Origin of the sequence: Pseudomonas paracarnis (assembly GCF_904063055.1) — a bacterium.
GTDB classification, from domain to species: domain Bacteria; phylum Pseudomonadota; class Gammaproteobacteria; order Pseudomonadales; family Pseudomonadaceae; genus Aquipseudomonas; species Aquipseudomonas paracarnis.
The window spans coordinates 72,698-92,885 of sequence record NZ_CAJFCN010000014.1 but is presented as its reverse complement, the minus strand read 5'-3'; the positions used below and the strand labels follow the sequence as shown (position 1 = coordinate 92,885).

The window sequence follows — 20,188 nt, the reverse complement described above, 5'->3', positions numbered from 1 at the left end:
TTCAGCGCAATCGGGTGACAGTCAGTGCGACCACGGCGATGCGCTCCACCTGCTCATAGCCGGGCTTTTCCAGTTCTTCACCGAAAACGTCCGGGTCCAGTTCGCGGTAGGTCCAGCCGTAGGCGTCGCTGCCTAGCAGTGGCTTGACCGCCTCCAGGAAAGGGTCGCTGCCGGCCACCATCGCCACCCCGGTATACAGCAGCAGGCTACCGCCCAGGGCCAGGCGCCCGATGGACTCACTGACGATGCGCAGCGACAACTGCTCCCCCAAGGCGCCGCCGCCATGGCGATAGGCGCGCTGGCGGTCATCTTTCATGTACGGCGGGTTGGCGACGATCAGGTCGAATTCGCCCTCCACACTGGCCAGCACGTCACTGTGGTACACGCTGACGTTATTCAGCGCGGCCAGCTCGGCATTCACCGCGGTCATGCGCAGGGCACGGGGGTTGATATCCACCGCCAGCACCTGGGCGTCATGCCGGGCTTTAGCAATCACCAGCGCGCCGACGCCGGCGCCACAGCCGATGTCCACGGCGCGCTTGAGCGGCTCGAAACGTTGTTGCAGGTAAGCTTCGATTACCTGGGCAAAGCGATAGCTGTCGGGGCCGAAAAACACCGCGTCCGCCTGGTCGGTGGGATAAGGCGAATGGGCGAACAGCAGCTCGTCGAGGCTCGACCATCGCACTGCGCTGCGCCATAGCGCGCCGTGCTTTTCGATCACATCCGCTTGCTGCAATTCTTCACGCAGGGCCTCGGGCAGCAGGCCTTGATCGAACGGCATCGACCAACCGAACACATCGCGCAGCGTCATTGCCAGGGGCGTCGCCAGCCGCCGATAGACACGCTCATGGGTCAAGGGCGTTGGCGTGATAAAGCGATAACCACCCTCCTTCAACCCGCGGCCCAAATTCAACAAGGCACGATCAGCCAGTTGTTGCGCAGACATAGGCACATTCCTTAGCGCAGGCGCGCACGCAGTTGGATAAAGCGGCGAGTGGCATACAGCCCGGCAGGCGTGCAGTGACGGCGGGCCGACAGCCACGGGATCAGCGCATTGAGCTGTTGCTCATCGGGCAAGTTGCACAATGACTCCGCCAGGGCCTGGGTATCAGGATCCGCGGGACGATGCTGCTCGCGGGAAAACCGGCTGCCGCGTCCCGGCCGCACGGGCGGCACGCGTTCGCTGGCAACCCATTCACCCGCAATCCAGTCATGGATCAGTTGTTTTTCATAACCGCTGAACACCCCGAACATCGCGGCGCCAGCGCCCTCGATCAATTGCCAGAAGCGACTGTTGGTGGGGTCCTGGTTGTGCTTGATCCAGCCTTTGTCTTCGAGGGCCTTGAGGAAAGCGCCGATCTGCCCAGGCCGGGCCAGCCATTGGTTGACGGTCTGCCCTTCAAAGCGGCAATAGTCCGAATGCATGTGCTGGCCGAAGGCGCGCTTGCGCTCAAGCATCGCCACCACCTCGTCCTGCAAGTTGAATTGTTTGATGATAGACGTGGTACCCAGGCCCAAATTATTCAGACGGTAGCCTGCCGCCACACGGCGATAGAAGTCTGCCCTGCCCTCGCCCAGCGGCAACAGGTTCAGCACCGATTGTGCAGCTTTGCACGCGTGGCCACTGCTGGCGTTGTCGATGGTGACATGCAGCGTGAAGTAATAAGGGTCGATGCCTAGCTCACTGAGTTCATAGGCGGTGATCAACAGGTGCAGCGGCAGTTGCTCGTAACCCAGGTTGAAGCCAATGACCTCCGGCAGGAACTCGTCGGCGCAAACGCCCAGCGCCAGTTGCAGCGCGCCTTGCAGGTAATGGTCATCCTCAAGGCCGGCGTCGCTGTCGGCATCGTGCTCGCTGAGCAACTTGCGGTAGATCACCACATGGTTCTGCGCAGCTTCACCGTCGCCCAATTCTTCCAGGTAAGTGGTGAGCAGGCCGTCGAAGCGCTGGTCTTGCCAATAGCGCAGCAAGCCGTATAGCCAGGCGCCGTCGACCTGTTTGGTCGGCGCCACACACTGCAGGAAATACAACGCATGGGCCTTGTTCTGGAAATACCGCCGTGGCCCACCGTTTCGACGCTGTTCCAGATAGTCGGCATAGGCCTGGGCCACCTCGGCGCAGCGCTGCTCGACCCAGGCCAGCAGCTGTTCGGGGGCCTCTGGCAAGTCGCAGTCGGTGGCCTCTACCAGGGCCAATTGATCGTGCAGGTATTCACGCGCCAGTTCGGTGGCGTCTTGGGTTTCGCCATGCAGCTGTTGGTAGACCCGTTGATGGCGGCCCTGGGCCGAGTCGGTGAGAGAGGCCGGCTGGCCAGACAGCGCTGTAAGGAGTGTCATGATGGCAGTTTCCGCAAAGTCCGTTACAACGGGCCTCCCACAAGGTGGCCCCGCAAGAGCGCTCAACATCACGCGCTTCTAAAATGCAGAGCCTCGGGGCGTGCGGAAAATTCAAATGAGGTTGGGTTGGGAGGGATAAGCGGTCGTTTGTCAGGGCTCACAAAACCAAAAAATGCCTGTAGGAGCGAGCTTGCTCGCGAAAAACGTCAACGATAACGCGTGCTTCCTGAATAAACGCGGCGTCGGTGAGTTCTTCGCGAGCAAGCTCGCTCCTACAGGGGTTGAGATGGCGCTGTTACTTACGCGCCGCCTCCCACTGCTTGAGCAGGTCGTTGTAGTTCACGGTTTCGCCCTTGGGCTTTTCGTTGGCCAGTTTCGGCTTCGGTGCACCCGGCTGGTCGAACCAGTATTGCGCGTCACGCTCGGGGTTCATTTTCGGGCCGCACACCGGTTGCACCTTGGAGCGTTCCAGGCGCGTCATGATCGCATCCTGCTCCTTGGCCAGGTTGTCCAGCGCCTGTTGCGGGGTTTTCTCGCCGCTGGCCGCTGCGGCGATGTTGCTCCACCACAGTTGCGCCAGGCGCGGGTAGTCCGGCACGTTGGTGCCCGTCGGGGACCACTCGGTGCGGGCCGGGCTGCGGTAGAACTCCACCAGGCCACCGAGTTTGGGCGCCATGTCGGTCATGGCCTGGGAGTTGATATCGGACTCACGAATCGGCGTCAGGCCAACGATGGTTTTCTTCAGCGACACGGTTTTTGAGGTCACGAATTGCGCGTAGAGCCAGGCCGCGAGTTTCTGCTTTTCGGGCGTGGACTTGAGGAAGGTCCAGGAACCTACGTCCTGATAGCCCTTCTTCATGCCCTTTTCCCAATACGGCCCGACTGGGGACGGTGCCATGCGCCATTTCGGCGTACCATCGGCATTCACCACCGGCAGGCCCGGTTTGACCATGTCGGCGGTAAACGCGGTGTACCAGAAGATCTGCTGGGCGATGTTGCCCTGGGACGGCACCGGGCCGGATTCGGAGAAGGTCATGCCCGCCGCTTCCGGTGGCGCGTAGGCTTTCATCCAGTCCACGTATTTCTGCGTGGCGAATACCGCCGCCGGGCCGTTGGTGTCGCCGCCGCGGGTGACGCTGGAGCCCACCGGGTGGCAATCCTCTACACGGATGCCCCACTCGTCCACCGGCAAGCCGTTGGGCAAGCCTTTGTCGCCGCCGCCGGCCATGGAGAACCAGGCATCGGTGAAACGCCATCCCAGGGACGGGTCTTTCTTGCCGTAGTCCATGTGCCCATAAATGCGCTTGCCGTCGATTTCCTTGACGTCTTCGCTGAAGAACTTGGCGATGTCTTCATAAGCCGACCAGTTCACCGGCACGCCCAGGTCGTAGCCGTATTTCTCCTTGAACTTGGCCTTCAGCTCCGGCCGCTCGAACCAGTCGGCGCGGAACCAGTAGAGGTTGGCGAACTGCTGGTCGGGCAACTGGTAGATCTTGCCGTCCGGCGCGGTGGTGAAAGACAGGCCGATAAAGTCCTTGAGGTCCAGAGTGGGCGAGGTGAAATCCTTACCTTCGTTGGCCATCAGGTCGGTGATGGACTCGGTCTTGCCGTAGCGAAAGTGCGTACCGATCAAGTCGGAATCGTTGACCCAGCCGTCATAGATATTCTTGTCGGATTGCATCTGGGTTTGCAGCTTCTCCACCACGTCGCCTTCCTGCAGCAGGTCGTGGGTCAGCTTGATGCCGGTGATTTCACTGAAGGCCTTGGCCAGCACCTTGGATTCGTACTCGTGGGTGGTGAGGGTTTCCGACACCACGTTGATCTTCATCCCACGGAACGGCTCCGACGCCTTGATAAACCACTTCAACTCCTCCAACTGCTGGGCTTCGGTAAGGGTCGAGGGTTTGAACTCGCTGCCGATCCATTTTTTCGCGGCATCTTCATACGCATCAGCCCAGGCCGAAGCGCTCAAACCACTGAGGGCCAGTACGGCGGCCAATGAAATGCTATGTCGCAGCTTATTGTTTTTATTCAACATAGAGACCTCCAGGTTAGTTTCAAACGGGGCTTGCAGGAGCGAGCTTGCTAGCCCCAACGCATCACACTCAACAGCCAAACAAGGGAGAGCGCGGACGCCACCCAGATACTCCAGTCGGTAACGCCAATGACCAGCAAATGCAGGTAGGCACTACCGAGAAGACCGATAAACAAGCGATCCCCACGGGTGGTGCTGATCGGCAGCAAACCGCGCCGCGGGATACTCGGCGAACGTAATTCCCAAGTGGTCATGCCCGCCAGAATCAGGGCAATGCCGCCAAAGAACAGCGCAGTGGGGGTGGTCCAGGCCATCCATTCCATCATCGACTCCTCTAGACCCGGCCCAGGGCAAAGCCCTTGGCCACGTGGTTGCGTACAAACCAGATCACCAGCATGCCCGGCAGGATGGTCAACACCCCCGCCGCTGCCAGCACGCCCCAATCAATGCCGGACGCCGACACCGTGCGGGTCATCACCGCTGCGATGGGCTTGGCGTTGACCGAGGTGAGCGTGCGCGCCAGCAGCAGTTCGACCCAGGAAAACATGAAACAGAAAAACGCCGTGACACCGATACCGGAGCCAATCAGCGGAATAAAAATCTTCACGAAGAACTTGGGAAAACTATAGCCATCGATGTAGGCGGTTTCGTCGATTTCCTTGGGTACGCCGGACATGAAGCCTTCCAGGATCCATACCGCCAACGGCACGTTGAACAGGCAATGGGCCAGGGCCACGGCGATGTGCGTGTCGAACAGGCCAATGGATGAATACAGCTGGAAGAACGGCAGCAGGAACACTGCCGGCGGCGCCATGCGGTTGGTCAGCAGCCAGAAGAACAGGTGCTTGTCACCCAGGAAGCGATAGCGCGAGAACGCATACGCCGCTGGTAACGCCACGCTCAGGGAGATCACGGTGTTCAGGCTCACGTAGTACAGCGAGTTGAGGTAGCCGGTGTACCAGCTCGGGTCGGTGAAGATCACCTTGTAGTTGGCCAGGGTGAAATCCTGCGGAAACAGGGTCAGGCCGCCGAGGATTTCGGTGTTGCTCTTGAAGGACATGTTCAGCAGCCAGTAGATCGGCACCAGCAGGAACAGGATGTAAACGAGTAGTGGAATCAGCTTGCGCTTGCTCATGTTGGCGGCCTCAGCGGTTGGCGTCGGAATGGGTCATGGCGGTGTAGAACAGCCAGGACACCAACAGGATGATCAGGAAGTACACCAGGGAAAACGCCGCCGCCGGGCCCAGGTCGAATTGGCCGACGGCCATCTGGGTAAGCGTCTGGCTCAGGAAAGTGGTGGCATTACCCGGCCCGCCGCCGGTGAGCACGAAGGGTTCGGTGTAGATCATGAAGCTGTCCATGAAGCGCAGCATCACCGCGATCAGCAGCACGCTTTTCATCTTCGGCAACTGGATATGTCGGAACACCGCCCAGGCCGATGCACGATCAATCCGCGCAGCCTGGTAGTACACGTCCGGAATGGCGCGCAAGCCGGAGTAGCACAGCAGTGCCACCAATGAGGTCCAGTGCCACACATCCATGACCAGCACGGTGACCCAGGCGTCCATGGTGTTGGCAGCGTAGTTGTAGCTGATGCCCAGGGCGTTGAGGGTCGAGCCCAGCAGGCCGATGTCGGCACGGCCAAAAATCTGCCAGATAGTGCCGACCACGTTCCACGGAATCAGCAAGGGAATGGCGAGGATGATCAGCACCAGCGAGGACCAGCGGCCCTTGGTGGGCATGGTCAGGGCGATGGCGATGCCCAGTGGGATCTCGATCAACAGCACGCAGGCCGAGTAGATGAACTGGCGCAGCAGCGAGTCGTGCAGGCGCGGGTCGAGTAGCACCTGCTTGTACCAGTCGGCTCCGACGAAATAGCGGCTGGATTGGTCGAAAATGTCCTGCACCGAATAGTTGACCACGGTCATCATCGGGATCACCGCACTGAACGCCACCAGCAGGAACACCGGCAACACCAGCCACCAGGCCTTGTTGTTCTGCACTTTGTTCATGGCGCCACCTCCAGCAGGTAATCGTCGGCGTAGAGCATCAGCCATTGCGTCGGGAAGCTGATGGAAGCCTTGCCTTCCGGCACCGGCTTGTCCTCGGCCAGGCGCACCTTGAGGGTGGCGCCGTCGAGGTTGAGGGTCATGATCTTGTAGGTGCCCAGGTCTTCCACATGTACGACGTCGGCTTGCAGGGCGTCAGGGTTGTACTCGTCCCATACGTGGATAAATTCCGGACGAATGCCGACCTGGAGCTTTTTGTAGTCGGTGGTGTTGAGACGTTGCTGCATCGCTTCGGACAGCGGCAACAGGGTATTGGCGAACCCTACACCGCCAGCCTTGGCCTGCACCTCGATCAGATTCATCCCAGGACTACCGATGAAGTAACCGACAAAGGTGTGGCTGGGCCGCTCGAACAATTCACGCGGCGTACCGAACTGCACGATCTGCCCGCCGTACATCACCGCGATCTTGTCGGCGAACGTGGAGGCTTCCAGTTGATCGTGGGTAACGTAGACCATGGTGATATTGAACTGCTCGTGAATCTGCTTGAGCTTGCGCCGCAGTTTCCACTTCAGGTGCGGGTCGATCACCGTCAGCGGCTCGTCGAACAGGATCGCCGACACGTCATCGCGCACCAGGCCACGGCCCATGGAGACTTTCTGTTTTTCGTCGGCGGTGAGGTTGCGGGCTTTTTTGCTCAGCAGGTTTTGCAGGTCGAGGACTTCGGCGATTTCCTGCACCTTGCTGTGAATTTTCGCTTCGGCCATGCCCTGGTTGCGCAGCGGGAACGCCAGATTGTCGAACACCGTCATGGTGTCGTACACCACCGGGAACTGGAACACCTGGGCGATATTGCGTTTCTCTGGGGTGAGATCGTTGACCACTTGGGTATCGAACAGCACCTGGCCTTCGGACGGGCTGAGCAGGCCGGAAATGATATTGAGCAGCGTGGACTTGCCGCAGCCTGACGGCCCGAGCAAGGCGTAGGCACCGCCCTGCTCCCACACATGGTTCATTTCCCGTATGGCGTAGTCCTCAGGCACTTTTGGCGTGGGGCTGTAGCTATGGGCCAGGTTACGCAAATGGATCTCGGCCATCAGGCAACCCTCGCGACACGGCGTCCGGGGGCCTGGACCAAGCGGCCCTGACCATCGAACACAAACAGTTTATGGGTGGGGATATACACACGGATCGGCGCGTCGACATCGTATTCATGCACCCCCGGCAGGTGCAGCACCAGCAGGAAGTGCTCGCTGCGCACATGCAGGAAGGTTTCCGAGCCGCTGATTTCGGCGACTTCCACGGTCACCGCCAGCTCCAGGTCATCATCGTTGCTGGGCACCAGGCTGATATGGCTGGGGCGCACGCCAAAGCGGAATTCGCCTTCGCCGATGGGGCGCAGGTCAACGTTGAGTGGGAAATGCACGAAATTGGCGAAGCTCACTTCATTACCGCTGATGCGCCCTGGCATCAGGTTGATCGGCGGCTCGGAAAACAGCTCAGCGGCGAGGACGGTTTGGGGCTGGTGGTAGACCTCGGCGGCCTTGCCGCTCTGAATCACCCGCCCCTCGTGAAGAATGGTGGTGGTGCCGCCCAAGGCCAGGGCTTCGTTGGGCTCGGTGGTGGCGTAAATGGCGATGGTGTGGCGCGCCTTGAACAGTTCGCGCATTTCCTGGCGCAGCTCTTCGCGCAGTTTGTAGTCCAGGTTGACCAGCGGCTCATCGAACAGAATCAGTTCAGCGTCTTTCACCAGGGCGCGGGCCATGGCGGTGCGTTGCTGCTGGCCACCGGACAATTCCAGGGGGTGACGCTGCAGGAATTTCTCGATGCGCAGCATCTTGGCGGTTTCCAGCACCTTGCTCTGGATCACCTCCTGGGACACACCGGCCTGGCGCAACGGCGAGGCGATGTTCTCGAACACGGTCATGGTCGGGTAGTTGATGAACTGCTGGTAGACCATCGACACATTGCGCAGGCGCACCGGCTTTTGCGTGACATCCACGCCGTTCATCAGGATGCGGCCGCTGTCGGGCTTGTCCAGGCCGGCCATCAGGCGCATCAGGCTGGTCTTGCCGGATAGGGTGCGACCGAGCAGGACGTTGAAAGAACCGGCTTCGAACCGCAGGTTGGCGTCGTCGATCCAGGTTTGGCCGTCGACAACGCGGGAGACATGTTCCAGGGTCAATGACATGACACGACCTTTTTATTATTGGAATGAATCTGGTCCGTTGTCAGAGCGAGTTTCGTGCCAATACCGCAAGCGCTTGATGTGTAAGGAGATGGGTGAATCATGATGTTCAGGAGTGAACAATCCGGCTGAACAACTGAACACTGCCGGGGTTGACAATGAACAGTTGTGAACAACACTTTATGCGCGACGAAGATCAAATGTGGGAGCGGGCTTGCCCGCGATGGCGGTGCATCAGTTTGTAGAGGCTGTGCCTGACCCATTGCCATCGCGGGCAAGCCCGCTCCCACATTGTTCGATGTCTGACGTTAGATGGCGCAAGACCCGACAACAATAATAAAGAAGGTCGCACGATGGCCGAACCCTTGACCCACGACACCCTTATCCAGGAATCCTGGCGCCGTTGCCGCGCCTACGGCCTGGATCACCAGAGCACCCCCAGCTTTGACCAACTGCCCGCCGAGGGCATTCGCCAACTCCTGGAAAGCCAGCATTCCCTGGTACAGACCACCCACCAGGAAGTGTTGCCCTACTACGAGAACATCCTCAGCAATTCAAACTGCCTGATCATGCTGGCCGACAATCAGGGCCAGGTGCTGACCTCGTGGGGCACCCAGCGGTTTATCGAACCCACGCTGGCCCGTGGCTTCAGCCCCGGCGCCAGCTGGATAGAACGCGCCAGTGGCACCAATGCCATCGGCACCGCACTGGCCTGCGCCCAGGCCGTGCATATTGAACACGATGAACACTTCCTCAAGGCCAACCGCTTCATGACCGGCTCCGCGGCGCCCATTTTCGATGCCCAGCGCGAAATCATCGCCGTGCTGGATGTGTCCAGCGACAGTTACCTGCCGCCCTCCCACACCCTGGGCATGGTCAAGATGATGAGCCAGACCGTGGAGAATCGGCTGATCCTCAACCTGTTTCGCGGCGAACATTTCCAACTGACCTTCAACACCGGCTTGAGCAACCTCGACAGTCAATGGGCCGGCCTGCTGATCTTTGATGAAAGCGGCCAGGTCCTGTCGGCCAATCGGCGTGCGGATAACTTGCTGGGCATCAGCCTCTCGCGGGTGATGATCGACAGCCTGTTCAAGGTGTCGCTGCTGGAGTTGCTCAACCAGCCCGAAGGGTTGCCGTTTGCGTTGCAGGCGGCGGGACGCAATCGGTTCCAGTGCCTGTTGAAGCGGCCCAAGCAGATGCCGGTGCAGGCGCGGGTGTTCAACCAACCGCCGCCGCCAGCGCCGACCGCGATCAACCTCCAGACCCTGCATTTTGGCGATGTGCGCGTGGAGAAAGCCGTGCGCCAGGCCGAGCGCCTGCTGGAAAAGGACATTCCATTGTTGATTCACGGTGAGACCGGCGTGGGCAAAGAAGTATTCGTCAAAGCCCTGCACCAGGCCAGTTCCCGCAGCCGACAGGCGTTGATCGCAGTGAACTGTGCGGCGATTCCCGCAGAGCTGGTGGAATCGGAACTGTTCGGCTACGAAAAAGGCGCCTTCACCGGCGCCAACCAAAAAGGCAGCATTGGCCTGATTCGCAAGGCGGACAAGGGCACGCTGTTTCTCGACGAGATCGGCGATATGCCGTTGCCGACCCAGGCCCGCCTGTTGCGGGTGTTGCAGGAGCGCTGTGTGCAACCGGTGGGCAGCAGCGAGGTGTTCCCGGTGGATTTGCGCATCATCTCGGCGACCAACCGTGCATTGCGCGAGCTGGTGCAGGCCGGGCGCTTTCGCGAGGACTTGTACTACCGCATCGGCGGCCTGACCCTGGAATTGCCGCCGTTGCGCGAGCGTACCGACAAGCAGGCGCTGTTCCAGCAACTGTGGCAGCAACACCGCGAGCCGAACCAGTGGGCCGGGCTGAGTGCCGAGGTGCTGAGGTTATTTGAGCAGCATCCGTGGCCGGGCAATTTGCGTCAGGTGAGCAGCGTGTTGCAGGTGGCGCTGGCGATGGCCGAGGAGCAGCCGATTCGCGCGGAACACCTGCCCGATGATTTTTTTGTGGATTTGCAGGCGACGGTGCCGCAGTCCAAACCTGAGCACCTGGATGAACGCCTCGACCTGAGCCAACGCCTGGAAGCCGTGGGCGGGAATATCTCCCACCTGGCGCGGGAGCTGGGGGTGAGTCGCAACACCCTGTACAAGCGACTGCGCCAGCACGAAGGCTGATTTAACGCCAACTCCAGGAAACGCCGGTGTAAATACCCCGCCCATCCGCCGGGGTGGAGCGCGCCGCGTCCATCCCTTTGTCGTCATAACCCGGCGTGACGGTGTTGGCATAACGGCGGTTGGTCAGGTTGCGCAGGTCGACCCAGGCTTGCCAGTCTCGCTGGGGTGCGTCATAGCCGAACGTGGCACCGAGGGTGGTGTAAGCCGCGGCGTAGTAGGAATTGGCGTAGTCCACCGCTACCCGCGAGGCGTGCTCGGTGTTGAGGCTGGTGTAGAAACCCGTCGGGTGGCTGTAGCGCACCTGGGCCTGATAGTAATGCTTGGGGATGCCGGGCAAGGTGTTGTCGCCGAAACGGTCATCGTCGCGGTAGTGGAAGTCGCTGTAGGTATAGGCTTGGCGCAGGTCGAGCCTGCCGTTGCGGCCACCGTCCCATAGCGGGCTGAGCAGGCTCAGCTCCACGCCCTGGTGCACGGTGGGGCTGGCGTTGGATTCGGCAATAATCGCGCTACTGTTGGCGGTTTGGGCCTGGGTTTCGACGGAGAGCAATTCGTGGCGTACTTCGGAGCGGTAGAGGGCCAGGTCCCATTGGCCGAGCCAGGCTTCACCGCGACCGCCGACTTCCAGAGTGGTGGCGGTCTGGTTCTTCAGGCTGACACCTTCGCGTGCCAACCCATTGGCAGGGCCGGCGTCGAAATATTTGTTGGAACCCCAGATCATCGACCAGGCGTGCGGCGGCTCTACCGACCGGCTCAAGTTGGCGTATACCTGCAATTGCGGGGTGAAGTCGTAACGCAGGCCGATGCGCGGTGCGTAGTCCCAGTCATGCTGACTGAGCGGCGCCTGGCCGTCGGGGTAAGTCACCTGGGTTTCGCGGCGGGTGTAGATCGCGGCGAGGCCAGTGGTCAGCCACAGATCCTCCAGCAGTTCCAACTCGTTGCCGACATGCAGCACGGTGTCGGAGCCCAGGTAGCTGTAATCGCGGGTTTTGGTGCCGGGGGCGTAGATTGCGGTCTTGCCCGCCGGGATGCGCACATATTCCGAAGCGCCATTATTGGGCATCGCCTGGGTGGTGCGCAGACCGACGGTGGTTTTGCTGGCATGGCCGAACAGGTTGTCCTGACGGATGTAGTTCAGGGTGCCGCTGATATCGGTGTAGGCGACCTTGAGGCGGTTGGTGCCCTCGCGCAGATCCATCGGGTAATCGTGATAGGCCAGCCCGACTTCGATTCTTGATGCGTCATCGAGTTGCAAGGTGGTCTTGTTGGCGATCCAGGAGGAGCCCGGTTGCAGGCGTTTTGAGTCGCGGGCGGCATTGAGACTGCTGGCGGCATGCGGATCATGGCTGACCTGGTCACGCGTGAGTCTGCCGGGAGAATCGTTGGTGGTTTCGCGATAACGCAAGTAGAAGCGCGTTTCCAGGTCCGGGTTAAAGCGATAGCCAAAGTTGGCGGCGATGCCCTTGCCGGTACCAGCGCTCTGGTGCTGATAACCGTCGGACTCCGAATCGGTGAGGCTGATGTAATAGTCGGCGTCCCCCAGCACCTGCCCGGAACTGACTTCGCGTTGGGCATAGCCGCGACTGCCGACCTCATAGCGCACTTGCAGCTTGGGCGCGTCCAAGCCGGTGCGGGTAACGTAGTTGACCGCACCGCCCAAGGCCAATGCACCCTGATCGAACCCGTTGGCGCCACGCAGCACCTCTACCCGGCTTTGCCACAGCGGGTCCTTGAGCTCATAGGGCGTGCCGCCTGGGCCGGTAAGCGGCAGGCCGTCGAACATTTCATACAGGCCGGAGGCATGGGCACCGGGGGCGCGGTTCAGGCCCGAGCCACGAATGGACACCTTCACCCCTTCGTTATTGGCCGCCTTGGCGTAAACACCAGCCTGGTACTTGAAGACATCCTCGTTGGTGCTGACCCGTCCCTGTTGCACGCTGTCCATATCGATGTAATTGGTGCCGCCGGGCACGCTTTTGAGCTGCGCCTGGGCGATTTCTGCGGCACTGGCCTCAGCCGTAGTGACTTCAACCGGCGCCAATTGCAGGCCTTCGGCCTGTACCAGCGAACTGAGGGTCAAGGCGGCAAAAATAAACGGGGGGTGGCGCAGCAGCATTGGGAGCAGGTCCTTGGAATCCGGGAACGTGCCGGGCCGAGCCCACCACGCGAACAGTGATGGGAAGGCAGGTACGCCCCTCGAGTCACTCCTTAATGACGGACAGGGGCGTATCAAAAACAGGGGTGAATCAGTTTAACCATCGGCAGTTGCCAATGTCCGCATCAGATCATCTGCATCCGACCCCGGCGGAAAGCGAAAGCCATACATTTCGTCAGTGGCGAGAATCGCCCCCAAGGTGTCGCGCAACTGGTCTTCCGTGGGCGAGTCACGCAATAACTTATGCGCCGGCAGCAATAACTCGGCAGACACGCCCTGGGCGGTCGCGGCGTCAATTACCGCATAGAGGATAAACCGCAAGCGTATTTCGCGATCCGTGGGCCAAACCGTTTTTCGTTTACCCAAGGGAGGGCCTCGTGTTTAAGAAAAATCCGAGGCTATTGCCCGCAGACAAGCGTTTCAACCCGCGGGAGGCAAGATAGGCCGCTTCCTACAGCGGAAAGGGAAACACCGCACCGATTGGTCGATGCGACGGGCCTCACTGCACCGGCAGGAAATTCATCAGCAACAAGCTTTGTGCGTAATTGAGGCCAATGCGTCGGTAACGCTCATCGAGGATTTGGGTAAGCAGGTCCAAACGCGCGACGATCTTGCCGAACTCAACGGCAAAACTGAGGTTACTGCCCTCCTCCGATATTTCATTGGAAAACAACAGCAGCACGCCATTGGCATCCTGACGCTGGCTGAGCAGCCAGGTGGCCTTTTCGATATTACGCGCGGCATTGCTGACAAACTGCGGGTTGATCGAGTCGGTCACATAAAACTGCGTGCGCCCGCCGTGAGCGGTCACAAGCATGCTGCCTATCGCATAGATAAAGGCGCCCACCCGGTCACCACGAAAGTCGGGACTCAGGGAGTAACTCAGGGCAGCCAAGTCACGCCTGTCGCCGAGTGCGGGCAAGGGTTGGCGATTTTCGATGGCCTGGCGGATTTGTCGGGCGGCGGTCACCGCATCCGGGTAGCCCGACTGACGCCACTGGCTGGGGTTACGCAGGTAGAGCTTGCTCATCAGCAGATAGAGGCTCTGCAGGTTCTCACGCATGCCCAGGGTCGCCATACGGTCGACACTGGTCTGGAAGAATTCATCGGGCTTGCCCTCGCTGAACTGCCTGGCGATATCGCGGCCCTGGTGTTGGCTGCAACCCACTGCACACAGCGCGAACATCGCAGCCAGCAACAGCGGCCATCGGGTGGTAAAAATCGTAAACGTTCGATCCATCGGCACCGGGTCTGATTCTGTGGGCCGCACGCGGGAGTCGGGTGGCCGGGACAGAGGTAGATCAGCAAAATGGAAAAAAGTGCAGCGGTGCGGGTCGGATCAGCATCGGCTTACAGCCACAAGGAGGTGAACGAGACCAAGGGGGCCAGCAGACAATGCCCGGCACAGGGCCGGGCTCTTTGGCCTGAACGCCTTCAGGTCTTGGGATGCTCAGTAGCTACTGAATCGGCCGCATCTACATCCGACATATCTTCTTCAAGAGGCGCCTCGTCATCCGGCGGCAGCGGGATATTGTCCTCGTCACGCCGCGGGTCATGGCCGGTCTCGTTATCGGTGCCCCGGGTAACCGCTTGCTGGGAAATGTTGCCTGGGGCTTTCTCGTTGATTTCCATGCTGGCACTCCGTTTATAGGCTCGGGATATCCGCGCTTAGGATTGAGAGGCTGCATCGGGATTGAGAGTGCCGGGCGTTAGACGAATGGCGTTTAGTAGGCAGTCGGGGTGAAAGAAAAACTGCTGCCGTGCTGAGAAATTCTGCGGCGAACAAGGTCTCCCGGCTTCATATCAATTTCTGATTCGATGATTCTTGAGGTGCCGAAAAGCATGTATTTCGAGACACCAAGAATATGCTTGCCAGGGGCCAGCCCAAACCTGGCAACCTCCCCAGGGTGAAACTCGGCAGCCGGTTTTCCATCAATATGCAAAATAAAACGGACTTCAGCTCCGTAGATGCCCGAGTCTCTAGTCACCACCAACTGAGCCGCGTTCTTTTCCGTAAAGGCATACATTCTTGTGGATGGCACAGGGTCTGCGATGTCGGCAGATATAGGCGATGTGGAGCACCCACCAAGAGCAGCAAGCAGTAATGCTCCGATTAAGCCTCGCATATCGTTCCCTCAAAAAATTTGTGCGACTTTAACATCCACGATAACCATAACAAGCTGGCTGTTCGCTATGTCTTATCTGATGATCGTTCTCCCCACCCACCGTTTGCCGCAGCAGAGCGACACCGGTCATCAATCTTCGGGATTGTTGTCAGCAAACGACTTATTCAGTAGGCCCTGAACGACACTGTCGGGATCACCCAGTAATTGCTTACTGAATGCCTCTCCCTCGGCTGGACGCGTCGCGAGTAGCCCCCAGGACTTTGTTCCATCTGCGTTAAAGACCACTATTAGCTGATTGTCTGCACAATCATGTGCCTTGCACATGTGGCCTACCGTAAAGCGCTTACCATCCGCCGAAACCGTCTCGACTGGCGACGCTGTGCCCTGAGCTTTACTGACCCAGTCCGGATAACTGAGCATCTCTGCGTAGGCTTTTTTGTAAGGCGCTTTGCTGGCAATCTCGGGCAGATATTGCTCAGCCCAAACGCCTTCAGAGACTAGCATCATGGAGGCACCCGCCAGCATCGAAAGGCTCAGTATTTTCATTCGAATGACTCCATCTCGCTGACTTTTCAGCCGCTTTCGCAGGTTGCACTTAAACATCGGTATGAAAGCTGGGACAGGGCACTGTTTTAGAAGTTTCGACGTTCACCTAACAAACAAGCTTGAAATCATGAGGCAGGCCATGGCTGCCGTGGAGAGGAATAAATCAGTCAAGCTAAAAGCTCCGTACTGTGCTTAGTAATGAATACGCAGTGCGAGGGCACGTGCACGATGACAGCTCCATACGGATCCAGTAAGACAGCATAGTCTTGTAGAAAAAGTGCTGTGATGACGGCGGTCATTTGCTTCGTGTACTTTCGACCCTCGACTTCACTTACGGATGAGTATCATGAATGACGATTTGAAGCAGTCAGGCTCTACGACTACATCACAAGCCACCACCTCTCTAGAGCAGGTCAAAACCGGCAGGGTCCTGGATTTTACCTGGGCGCCAAACGCCAACACCACGACCACCATCGTCTCGGCAGACTTTGTCGACTACAAGGTCGATACTGCCCAGGGCAGCCCCACTGGCGACAGCCATTCCATTGCACGATTTACCTATGTCCAGGGCAAAGGCGGTGGCCAGATCAGCCAGCTCTTTCTGGAAGAAATGCGTGCCGGTGTACGTGCCAATACCCAGATCGGGTTGATGGTAGGACGCAAATGGGTTCTGGACCCCAATGGGGAAGTTTCCGGCAGCATTGGTACATACGTGGTTGAGCAATTCGACGACATGCGCGCCAGTGTGAATTATGTCGGCTCCTTCGCCCGGGTCTTCGCTGATCCGAGAATGGTCAGTTACCACGCTGGCGGACATGTGCACACCAATGTTTCTATCACCGGCAGCAGGCCCTTGACCATGTCGGATTCAGGCAAGTCGATGCTGGTCATCAGCGATACAGATGTCACGCTGACAATCGGTGATGATGTGATTGAAGGGTTCAAGGTGAATCTAATCCAGGCAGCCGCCGGCAAGATCAACATTGCCGTATCCAGCAGCCACGTGATCTACAGCAACGCTGGAAGCCGCACGCACACGCTCAATCCACTGGATGAGCTGGAAGTCAGTACCTTCCCATTCGGGCCGGTGTTCCTGGCCTTTCGAGTTAGACCAACTGCCTAAATAGCCCGGTATAACCAAACCCCAGAAACGCAAAAGCCCCGCTTTCGCGAGGCTTTCGTGTAAATCTTGGCGGGAAACCAGGGATTCGAACCCTGGAGACGCTATTAACGTCCGCCGGTTTTCAAGACCGGTGCATTCAACCACTCTGCCAATTTCCCTTGTGCATCACAGGATTATAGTAGCCCATCCCGTGTCAGCGGGCGCCATAATACCCGAATGAAACACACTGTCAAACTCTCTGCATCGCTTGTTACAAGGCGTCTGTTATGATCTTTGCGACTGAACGTTTCAAAACTGAAGGAGTGTCGCCATGCGCGAACAGAATTACGCAGTGAATGGCAACGCGCAGGCTGAGCAGCTTGAAGTCAGCCGCGTGTTGCGCAACACCTACGGCTTGCTCGCCCTTACCCTCGCATTCAGCGGCGTGATGGCTTACGTGGCCCAGCAGATGCGCGTCGGCTACCCGAATATCTTTGTCGTGTTGATCGGCTTCTACGGTCTGTTCTTCCTGACCAACAAGCTGCGTGACTCGGCCTGGGGCCTGGTGTCGGCGTTTGCCTTGACCGGTTTCATGGGTTTCATCCTCGGCCCGATCCTCAACCGTTACCTGGGCATGGCCGGCGGTGCTGAAGTGGTCAGTTCGGCGTTTGCCATGACCGCCCTGGTATTTGGTGGTCTGTCGGCCTACGTGCTGATCAGCCGTAAGGACATGAGCTTCCTGGGTGGTTTCATCACCGCAGGCTTCTTCGTGCTGCTGGCGGCGGTGGTGGCCAGCATGTTCTTCCAGATCAGCGGCCTGCAATTGGCGATCAGCGCGGGTTTTGTGCTGTTTTCCTCGGTGTGCATCCTGTTCCAGACCAGCGCCATCATCCACGGCGGTGAGCGTAACTACATCATGGCGACCATCAGCCTGTATGTGTCGATCTACAACCTGTTCATCAGCCTGTTGCAGATCTTCGGCATCATGAGCCGCGACGACTGATCAGCCGACGCAATAAAAAATGCCCCGTATCGCGAGATACGGGGCATTTTCATTTTCAGGCCCGATAGCTCAGTACTGATTGGGTTCCATTTCCAGCTCGACCTTGAAGCGCTTGAAGATATCTTGCTGGATGCGTAGCGCCAGCTGGGCAATCTCCTGCCCGGTGGCGGTGCCGTAGTTGACCAGTACCAACGCTTGCAGCTTGTGCACGCCCGCATCGCCCTCCCGGAACCCCTTCCAACCGGCTTTGTCGATCAGCCAGCCGGCGGCGAGTTTCATTTGGCCGTCGGCCTGAGGGTAGGCCACCAGGTCCGGATACTGGCTTTGCAGCTCAACAGCCAAGGCTTGGGGTACCAGTGGGTTCTTGAAGAAGCTGCCGGCATTGCCCAGCTCTGCCGGGTCTGGCAGTTTCTCGCGGCGAATGCTGCAGATCGCGCGGCTCACATCGCTTGGCGTGGCCTCGGTGATTCCCTGCGCGACCAGGCGCTGTTGCACCGGGCCGTAATCGAGTTTCAGGTGGGTGGCGCGGCTAAGGGCAAAGCGTACCCGCAGGATCAGCCAGCGTCCGACTTCGTGCTTGAACAGGCTGTCACGGTAGGCAAAGTTGCATTCGTCCAGGCTGAAGTCCCGCAGTTCGCCCGTCTGGCGATCCAGGGCGGTGAGGCCGGCAAACACATCCTTGATCTCTACGCCATAGGCACCGATGTTCTGCATCGGCGCGGCGCCGACAGTGCCCGGGATCAGGCTGAGGTTTTCCAGGCCGCAGAAGCCGTGCTCAAGCGTCCACAGCACAAACGGATGCCAGGCTTCGCCCGCTTCGGCTTCGACCACCACGCGCGTGCCATCGTCGCTCAGCACGCGAATGCCTTGTGTCGCCATACGCAACACCAGCGCCGGAACATCCTGGGTCAACAGCAAATTGCTGCCGCCTCCAATCACCAGCAACGGCACCGCCTGTGCGGCGGCATAGGCGATGGCCGCGCGCACGTCAGCATCACTGTGGGCCTCGGCAAATAATTGCGCGCTCACATCGATGCCAAAGCTGTTGAATGGCTTGAGCGATACCTGCGCACGCACTTGCAAGGTCATAACCGCCCCTTCAATTCGATCACCAATAAGTCACAGGCGCGCTCGATCAGGTCCAGGACCCGTTCGAAACCTTGCTCACCTTCATAGTAAGGGTCTGGCACCTCGTCCACTTCGCCATCAAAGCGACGCAGGAATAAATCCAGCTCCGCCTTGCCCTGCCCCGGCTGCATGGCTTTGAGGTTGCGCAGGTTGCTGCTGTCCATGGCAAGGATCAGGTCGTAGCGGGCAAAGTCCGCGCGACAGACCTGCTGGGCACGCTGGCTCGACAAGTCATAGCCGCGCGCCAGCGCCGCACGCTGGCTGCGCTGGTCCGGTGGGTTGCCGACATGCCATTCGCCGGTACCGGCAGACGCCACCTCAACCTGGCCCGCCAAGCCGGCTTCGCGCAACTTATGGCGCAAGATACCTTCAGCGGTTGGCGAGCGGCAGATATTGCCCAGGCATACAAACAGAACTTCCATCAGGCGCCCAGCAGGCGACGGACGCGTTCGAGGTCTTCCTGGGTGTCGACACCGGCTGGCGGTGCTTCCAACGCATCGCCCACGTGGATACGCACGCCGTGCCAGAGGGCACGCAGTTGCTCCAGGGACTCGGTGTTTTCCAGCCAGCACGGGCCCCAGCTGACGAAGTCGTGCAGGAAACCGGCGCGGTAGGCATAGATGCCGATATGGCGGCGATATGGCACGCCCTCCGGCAACACGTCGCGATTCTTGGCAAAGGCATCCCGCGCCCACGGCAAGGTGGAGCGACTGAACGTCAGTGCCAGGCCGTTGATGTCGCTGACCACTTTCACCACATTCGGGTTGAACAGCGTCTCGATGTCTTCGATCGGTTCGGCCAGGGTCGCCATACGCGCCTCGCCATGGGCCGCGAGGTTGGCAGCGACCTGATCGATGACACTCGGCGGTATCAATGGCTCGTCACCCTGCACATTCACTACGATCGCGTCGGGTGCCAGACTCAGCTGAGTGGCGACTTCGGCCAGGCGATCAGTACCGGAGTTATGGTCTTCGCGGGTCAGGACCGCTTCGGCACCAAAACCTTTGCACGCCTCGATGATGCGCGGGTCGTCGGTGGCCACCACCACCCGTTCGGCGCTGCTCTTGCACGCTTGTTCCCACACCAGCTGGATCATCGGCTTGGTGCCGATCATTTGCAGCGGCTTGCCCGGCAGGCGCGTCGAGGCATAGCGCGAGGGAATGACAACGGTAAAGGCGGTGGTCATTTATCCAGGCGCTCATCGGTGGTCAGAGTACGGGCTTCGCTTTCGAGCATGACCGGGATGCCATCACGGATGGGGTAAGCCAGGCCGGCACCTTTGCTGATCAGCTCGGTTTTGTCGGCGCTGAGCTTGAGCGGGCCTTTGCAGATCGGGCAAGCGAGGATATCGAGCAGTTTGGTGTCCATGAATGTTTCCTGGAAAGAAGCGT

Annotated in this window: 21 protein-coding genes and 1 tRNA gene; 3 read left to right on the top strand and 19 right to left on the bottom strand. The window is 59.5% G+C overall.

The window, feature by feature from the left end:
* Position 1 precedes the first annotated feature (1 nt).
* From JMV15_RS23875 to JMV15_RS23840, 8 genes are all read right to left on the bottom strand, one after another.
* Entirely contained in the window at positions 2 to 946 is a 945-nt protein-coding gene (locus JMV15_RS23875; protein ID WP_102666272.1) for a N5-glutamine methyltransferase family protein, read from the bottom strand.
* Between the two features lie 11 nt (positions 947 to 957).
* A complete protein-coding gene (locus tag JMV15_RS23870; protein ID WP_201491933.1) occupies positions 958 to 2,337 on the bottom strand; it encodes an iron-containing redox enzyme family protein in 1,380 nt (459 codons plus the stop codon).
* A gap of 295 nt (positions 2,338 to 2,632) precedes the next feature.
* A complete protein-coding gene (locus tag JMV15_RS23865) occupies positions 2,633 to 4,375 on the bottom strand; it encodes an ABC transporter substrate-binding protein (RefSeq protein WP_003192009.1) in 1,743 nt (580 codons plus the stop codon).
* 47 nt (positions 4,376 to 4,422) lie between these two features.
* On the bottom strand, positions 4,423 to 4,695 hold the full coding sequence (locus JMV15_RS23860) for a DUF2160 domain-containing protein (protein WP_014718862.1): 273 nt from the start codon (positions 4,693 to 4,695) through the stop codon (positions 4,423 to 4,425).
* Between the two features lie 11 nt (positions 4,696 to 4,706).
* Positions 4,707 to 5,507, bottom strand: a complete 801-nt coding sequence (locus JMV15_RS23855) for a carbohydrate ABC transporter permease (RefSeq protein ID WP_003192012.1) — start codon at positions 5,505 to 5,507, stop codon at positions 4,707 to 4,709.
* Between the two features lie 10 nt (positions 5,508 to 5,517).
* A complete protein-coding gene (locus JMV15_RS23850) occupies positions 5,518 to 6,384 on the bottom strand; it encodes a carbohydrate ABC transporter permease (protein WP_003192014.1) in 867 nt (288 codons plus the stop codon).
* Positions 6,381 to 7,478 (bottom strand): ABC transporter ATP-binding protein, encoded by a 1,098-nt coding sequence (locus tag JMV15_RS23845; protein ID WP_014718864.1) that lies wholly within the window; start codon positions 7,476 to 7,478, stop codon positions 6,381 to 6,383. The genes JMV15_RS23850 and JMV15_RS23845 overlap by 4 nt, the downstream gene beginning before the upstream one ends.
* Positions 7,478 to 8,572: an ABC transporter ATP-binding protein gene (locus JMV15_RS23840; protein ID WP_014718865.1), complete on the bottom strand. Its 1,095-nt coding sequence runs from the start codon at positions 8,570 to 8,572 to the stop codon at positions 7,478 to 7,480. The genes JMV15_RS23845 and JMV15_RS23840 overlap by 1 nt, the downstream gene beginning before the upstream one ends.
* 350 nt (positions 8,573 to 8,922) lie before the next feature.
* Here JMV15_RS23840 and JMV15_RS23835 point away from each other — a divergent pair, with 350 nt between their 5' ends.
* A complete protein-coding gene (locus JMV15_RS23835) occupies positions 8,923 to 10,740 on the top strand; it encodes a sigma-54-dependent Fis family transcriptional regulator (protein WP_014718866.1) in 1,818 nt (605 codons plus the stop codon).
* Position 10,741: 1 nt separating this feature from the next.
* Here the strand turns inward: JMV15_RS23835 and JMV15_RS23830 are convergent, their stop codons facing one another.
* From JMV15_RS23830 to JMV15_RS23805, 6 genes are all read right to left on the bottom strand, one after another.
* Positions 10,742 to 12,853 carry a TonB-dependent receptor family protein gene (locus JMV15_RS23830; protein WP_014718867.1) on the bottom strand — a complete coding sequence of 704 codons (2,112 nt, stop codon included), beginning with the start codon at positions 12,851 to 12,853 and terminating at the stop codon, positions 10,742 to 10,744.
* 135 nt (positions 12,854 to 12,988) lie between these two features.
* Positions 12,989 to 13,258 (bottom strand): hypothetical protein, encoded by a 270-nt coding sequence (locus tag JMV15_RS23825; RefSeq protein ID WP_019816804.1) that lies wholly within the window; start codon positions 13,256 to 13,258, stop codon positions 12,989 to 12,991.
* 133 nt (positions 13,259 to 13,391) lie between these two features.
* A complete protein-coding gene (locus JMV15_RS23820; protein ID WP_014718869.1) occupies positions 13,392 to 14,132 on the bottom strand; it encodes a hypothetical protein in 741 nt (246 codons plus the stop codon).
* A gap of 194 nt (positions 14,133 to 14,326) precedes the next feature.
* Positions 14,327 to 14,524 carry a hypothetical protein gene (locus JMV15_RS23815; RefSeq protein ID WP_014718870.1) on the bottom strand — a complete coding sequence of 66 codons (198 nt, stop codon included), beginning with the start codon at positions 14,522 to 14,524 and terminating at the stop codon, positions 14,327 to 14,329.
* Between the two features lie 92 nt (positions 14,525 to 14,616).
* A complete protein-coding gene (locus JMV15_RS23810; protein WP_014718871.1) occupies positions 14,617 to 15,018 on the bottom strand; it encodes a hypothetical protein in 402 nt (133 codons plus the stop codon).
* A 129-nt stretch (positions 15,019 to 15,147) separates the two neighbouring features.
* A complete protein-coding gene (locus JMV15_RS23805) occupies positions 15,148 to 15,564 on the bottom strand; it encodes an Ivy family c-type lysozyme inhibitor (RefSeq protein WP_014718872.1) in 417 nt (138 codons plus the stop codon).
* 346 nt (positions 15,565 to 15,910) lie between these two features.
* Here JMV15_RS23805 and JMV15_RS23800 point away from each other — a divergent pair, with 346 nt between their 5' ends.
* Positions 15,911 to 16,687 (top strand): hypothetical protein, encoded by a 777-nt coding sequence (locus tag JMV15_RS23800; RefSeq protein WP_019816803.1) that lies wholly within the window; start codon positions 15,911 to 15,913, stop codon positions 16,685 to 16,687.
* Positions 16,688 to 16,754: 67 nt separating this feature from the next.
* Here the strand turns inward: JMV15_RS23800 and JMV15_RS23795 are convergent.
* Positions 16,755 to 16,845: transfer RNA gene (locus JMV15_RS23795), tRNA-Ser, on the bottom strand.
* Positions 16,846 to 16,997: 152 nt separating this feature from the next.
* On the opposite strand from JMV15_RS23795, the gene JMV15_RS23790 reads away from it, so the two are divergent.
* Entirely contained in the window at positions 16,998 to 17,669 is a 672-nt protein-coding gene (locus tag JMV15_RS23790) for a Bax inhibitor-1/YccA family protein (protein ID WP_003192030.1), read from the top strand.
* 69 nt (positions 17,670 to 17,738) lie between these two features.
* Here the strand turns inward: JMV15_RS23790 and murB are convergent, their stop codons facing one another.
* From murB to JMV15_RS23770, 4 genes are read right to left on the bottom strand one after another with little or no spacing between them, the layout of a single operon-like run.
* Positions 17,739 to 18,758, bottom strand: coding sequence for a UDP-N-acetylmuramate dehydrogenase (gene murB / locus JMV15_RS23785; protein ID WP_014718873.1), 1,020 nt, complete (start codon positions 18,756 to 18,758; stop codon positions 17,739 to 17,741).
* Positions 18,755 to 19,219 (bottom strand): low molecular weight protein-tyrosine-phosphatase, encoded by a 465-nt coding sequence (locus JMV15_RS23780; RefSeq protein WP_168224266.1) that lies wholly within the window; start codon positions 19,217 to 19,219, stop codon positions 18,755 to 18,757. The genes murB and JMV15_RS23780 overlap by 4 nt, the downstream gene beginning before the upstream one ends.
* Complete coding sequence (kdsB, locus tag JMV15_RS23775) at positions 19,219 to 19,983, bottom strand: 3-deoxy-manno-octulosonate cytidylyltransferase (protein WP_038450504.1); 765 nt, start codon at positions 19,981 to 19,983, stop codon at positions 19,219 to 19,221. The genes JMV15_RS23780 and kdsB overlap by 1 nt, the downstream gene beginning before the upstream one ends.
* Complete coding sequence (locus tag JMV15_RS23770) at positions 19,980 to 20,165, bottom strand: Trm112 family protein (RefSeq protein WP_003174668.1); 186 nt, start codon at positions 20,163 to 20,165, stop codon at positions 19,980 to 19,982. Before JMV15_RS23770 ends, kdsB begins: the two co-directional genes overlap by 4 nt.
* Between the last annotated feature and the right edge of the window lie 23 nt (positions 20,166 to 20,188).

What these genes read in the sequence shown, in the direction of transcription:
- JMV15_RS23875 (WP_102666272.1), bottom strand. Translation starts at nt 946, where the DNA reads ATGTCTGCGCAACAACTGGCTGATCGTGCCTTGTTGAATTTGGGCCGC.
- JMV15_RS23870 (WP_201491933.1), bottom strand. Translation starts at nt 2,337, where the DNA reads ATGACACTCCTTACAGCGCTGTCTGGCCAGCCGGCCTCTCTCACCGAC.
- JMV15_RS23865 (WP_003192009.1), bottom strand. Translation starts at nt 4,375, where the DNA reads ATGTTGAATAAAAACAATAAGCTGCGACATAGCATTTCATTGGCCGCC.
- JMV15_RS23860 (WP_014718862.1), bottom strand. Translation starts at nt 4,695, where the DNA reads ATGGAATGGATGGCCTGGACCACCCCCACTGCGCTGTTCTTTGGCGGC.
- JMV15_RS23855 (WP_003192012.1), bottom strand. Translation starts at nt 5,507, where the DNA reads ATGAGCAAGCGCAAGCTGATTCCACTACTCGTTTACATCCTGTTCCTG.
- JMV15_RS23850 (WP_003192014.1), bottom strand. Translation starts at nt 6,384, where the DNA reads ATGAACAAAGTGCAGAACAACAAGGCCTGGTGGCTGGTGTTGCCGGTG.
- JMV15_RS23845 (WP_014718864.1), bottom strand. Translation starts at nt 7,478, where the DNA reads ATGGCCGAGATCCATTTGCGTAACCTGGCCCATAGCTACAGCCCCACG.
- JMV15_RS23840 (WP_014718865.1), bottom strand. Translation starts at nt 8,572, where the DNA reads ATGTCATTGACCCTGGAACATGTCTCCCGCGTTGTCGACGGCCAAACC.
- JMV15_RS23835 (WP_014718866.1), top strand. Translation starts at nt 8,923, where the DNA reads ATGGCCGAACCCTTGACCCACGACACCCTTATCCAGGAATCCTGGCGC.
- JMV15_RS23830 (WP_014718867.1), bottom strand. Translation starts at nt 12,853, where the DNA reads ATGCTGCTGCGCCACCCCCCGTTTATTTTTGCCGCCTTGACCCTCAGT.
- JMV15_RS23820 (WP_014718869.1), bottom strand. Translation starts at nt 14,132, where the DNA reads ATGGATCGAACGTTTACGATTTTTACCACCCGATGGCCGCTGTTGCTG.
- JMV15_RS23815 (WP_014718870.1), bottom strand. Translation starts at nt 14,524, where the DNA reads ATGGAAATCAACGAGAAAGCCCCAGGCAACATTTCCCAGCAAGCGGTT.
- JMV15_RS23810 (WP_014718871.1), bottom strand. Translation starts at nt 15,018, where the DNA reads ATGCGAGGCTTAATCGGAGCATTACTGCTTGCTGCTCTTGGTGGGTGC.
- JMV15_RS23805 (WP_014718872.1), bottom strand. Translation starts at nt 15,564, where the DNA reads ATGAAAATACTGAGCCTTTCGATGCTGGCGGGTGCCTCCATGATGCTA.
- JMV15_RS23800 (WP_019816803.1), top strand. Translation starts at nt 15,911, where the DNA reads ATGAATGACGATTTGAAGCAGTCAGGCTCTACGACTACATCACAAGCC.
- JMV15_RS23790 (WP_003192030.1), top strand. Translation starts at nt 16,998, where the DNA reads ATGCGCGAACAGAATTACGCAGTGAATGGCAACGCGCAGGCTGAGCAG.
- murB (WP_014718873.1), bottom strand. Translation starts at nt 18,758, where the DNA reads ATGACCTTGCAAGTGCGTGCGCAGGTATCGCTCAAGCCATTCAACAGC.
- JMV15_RS23780 (WP_168224266.1), bottom strand. Translation starts at nt 19,219, where the DNA reads ATGGAAGTTCTGTTTGTATGCCTGGGCAATATCTGCCGCTCGCCAACC.
- kdsB (WP_038450504.1), bottom strand. Translation starts at nt 19,983, where the DNA reads ATGACCACCGCCTTTACCGTTGTCATTCCCTCGCGCTATGCCTCGACG.
- JMV15_RS23770 (WP_003174668.1), bottom strand. Translation starts at nt 20,165, where the DNA reads ATGGACACCAAACTGCTCGATATCCTCGCTTGCCCGATCTGCAAAGGC.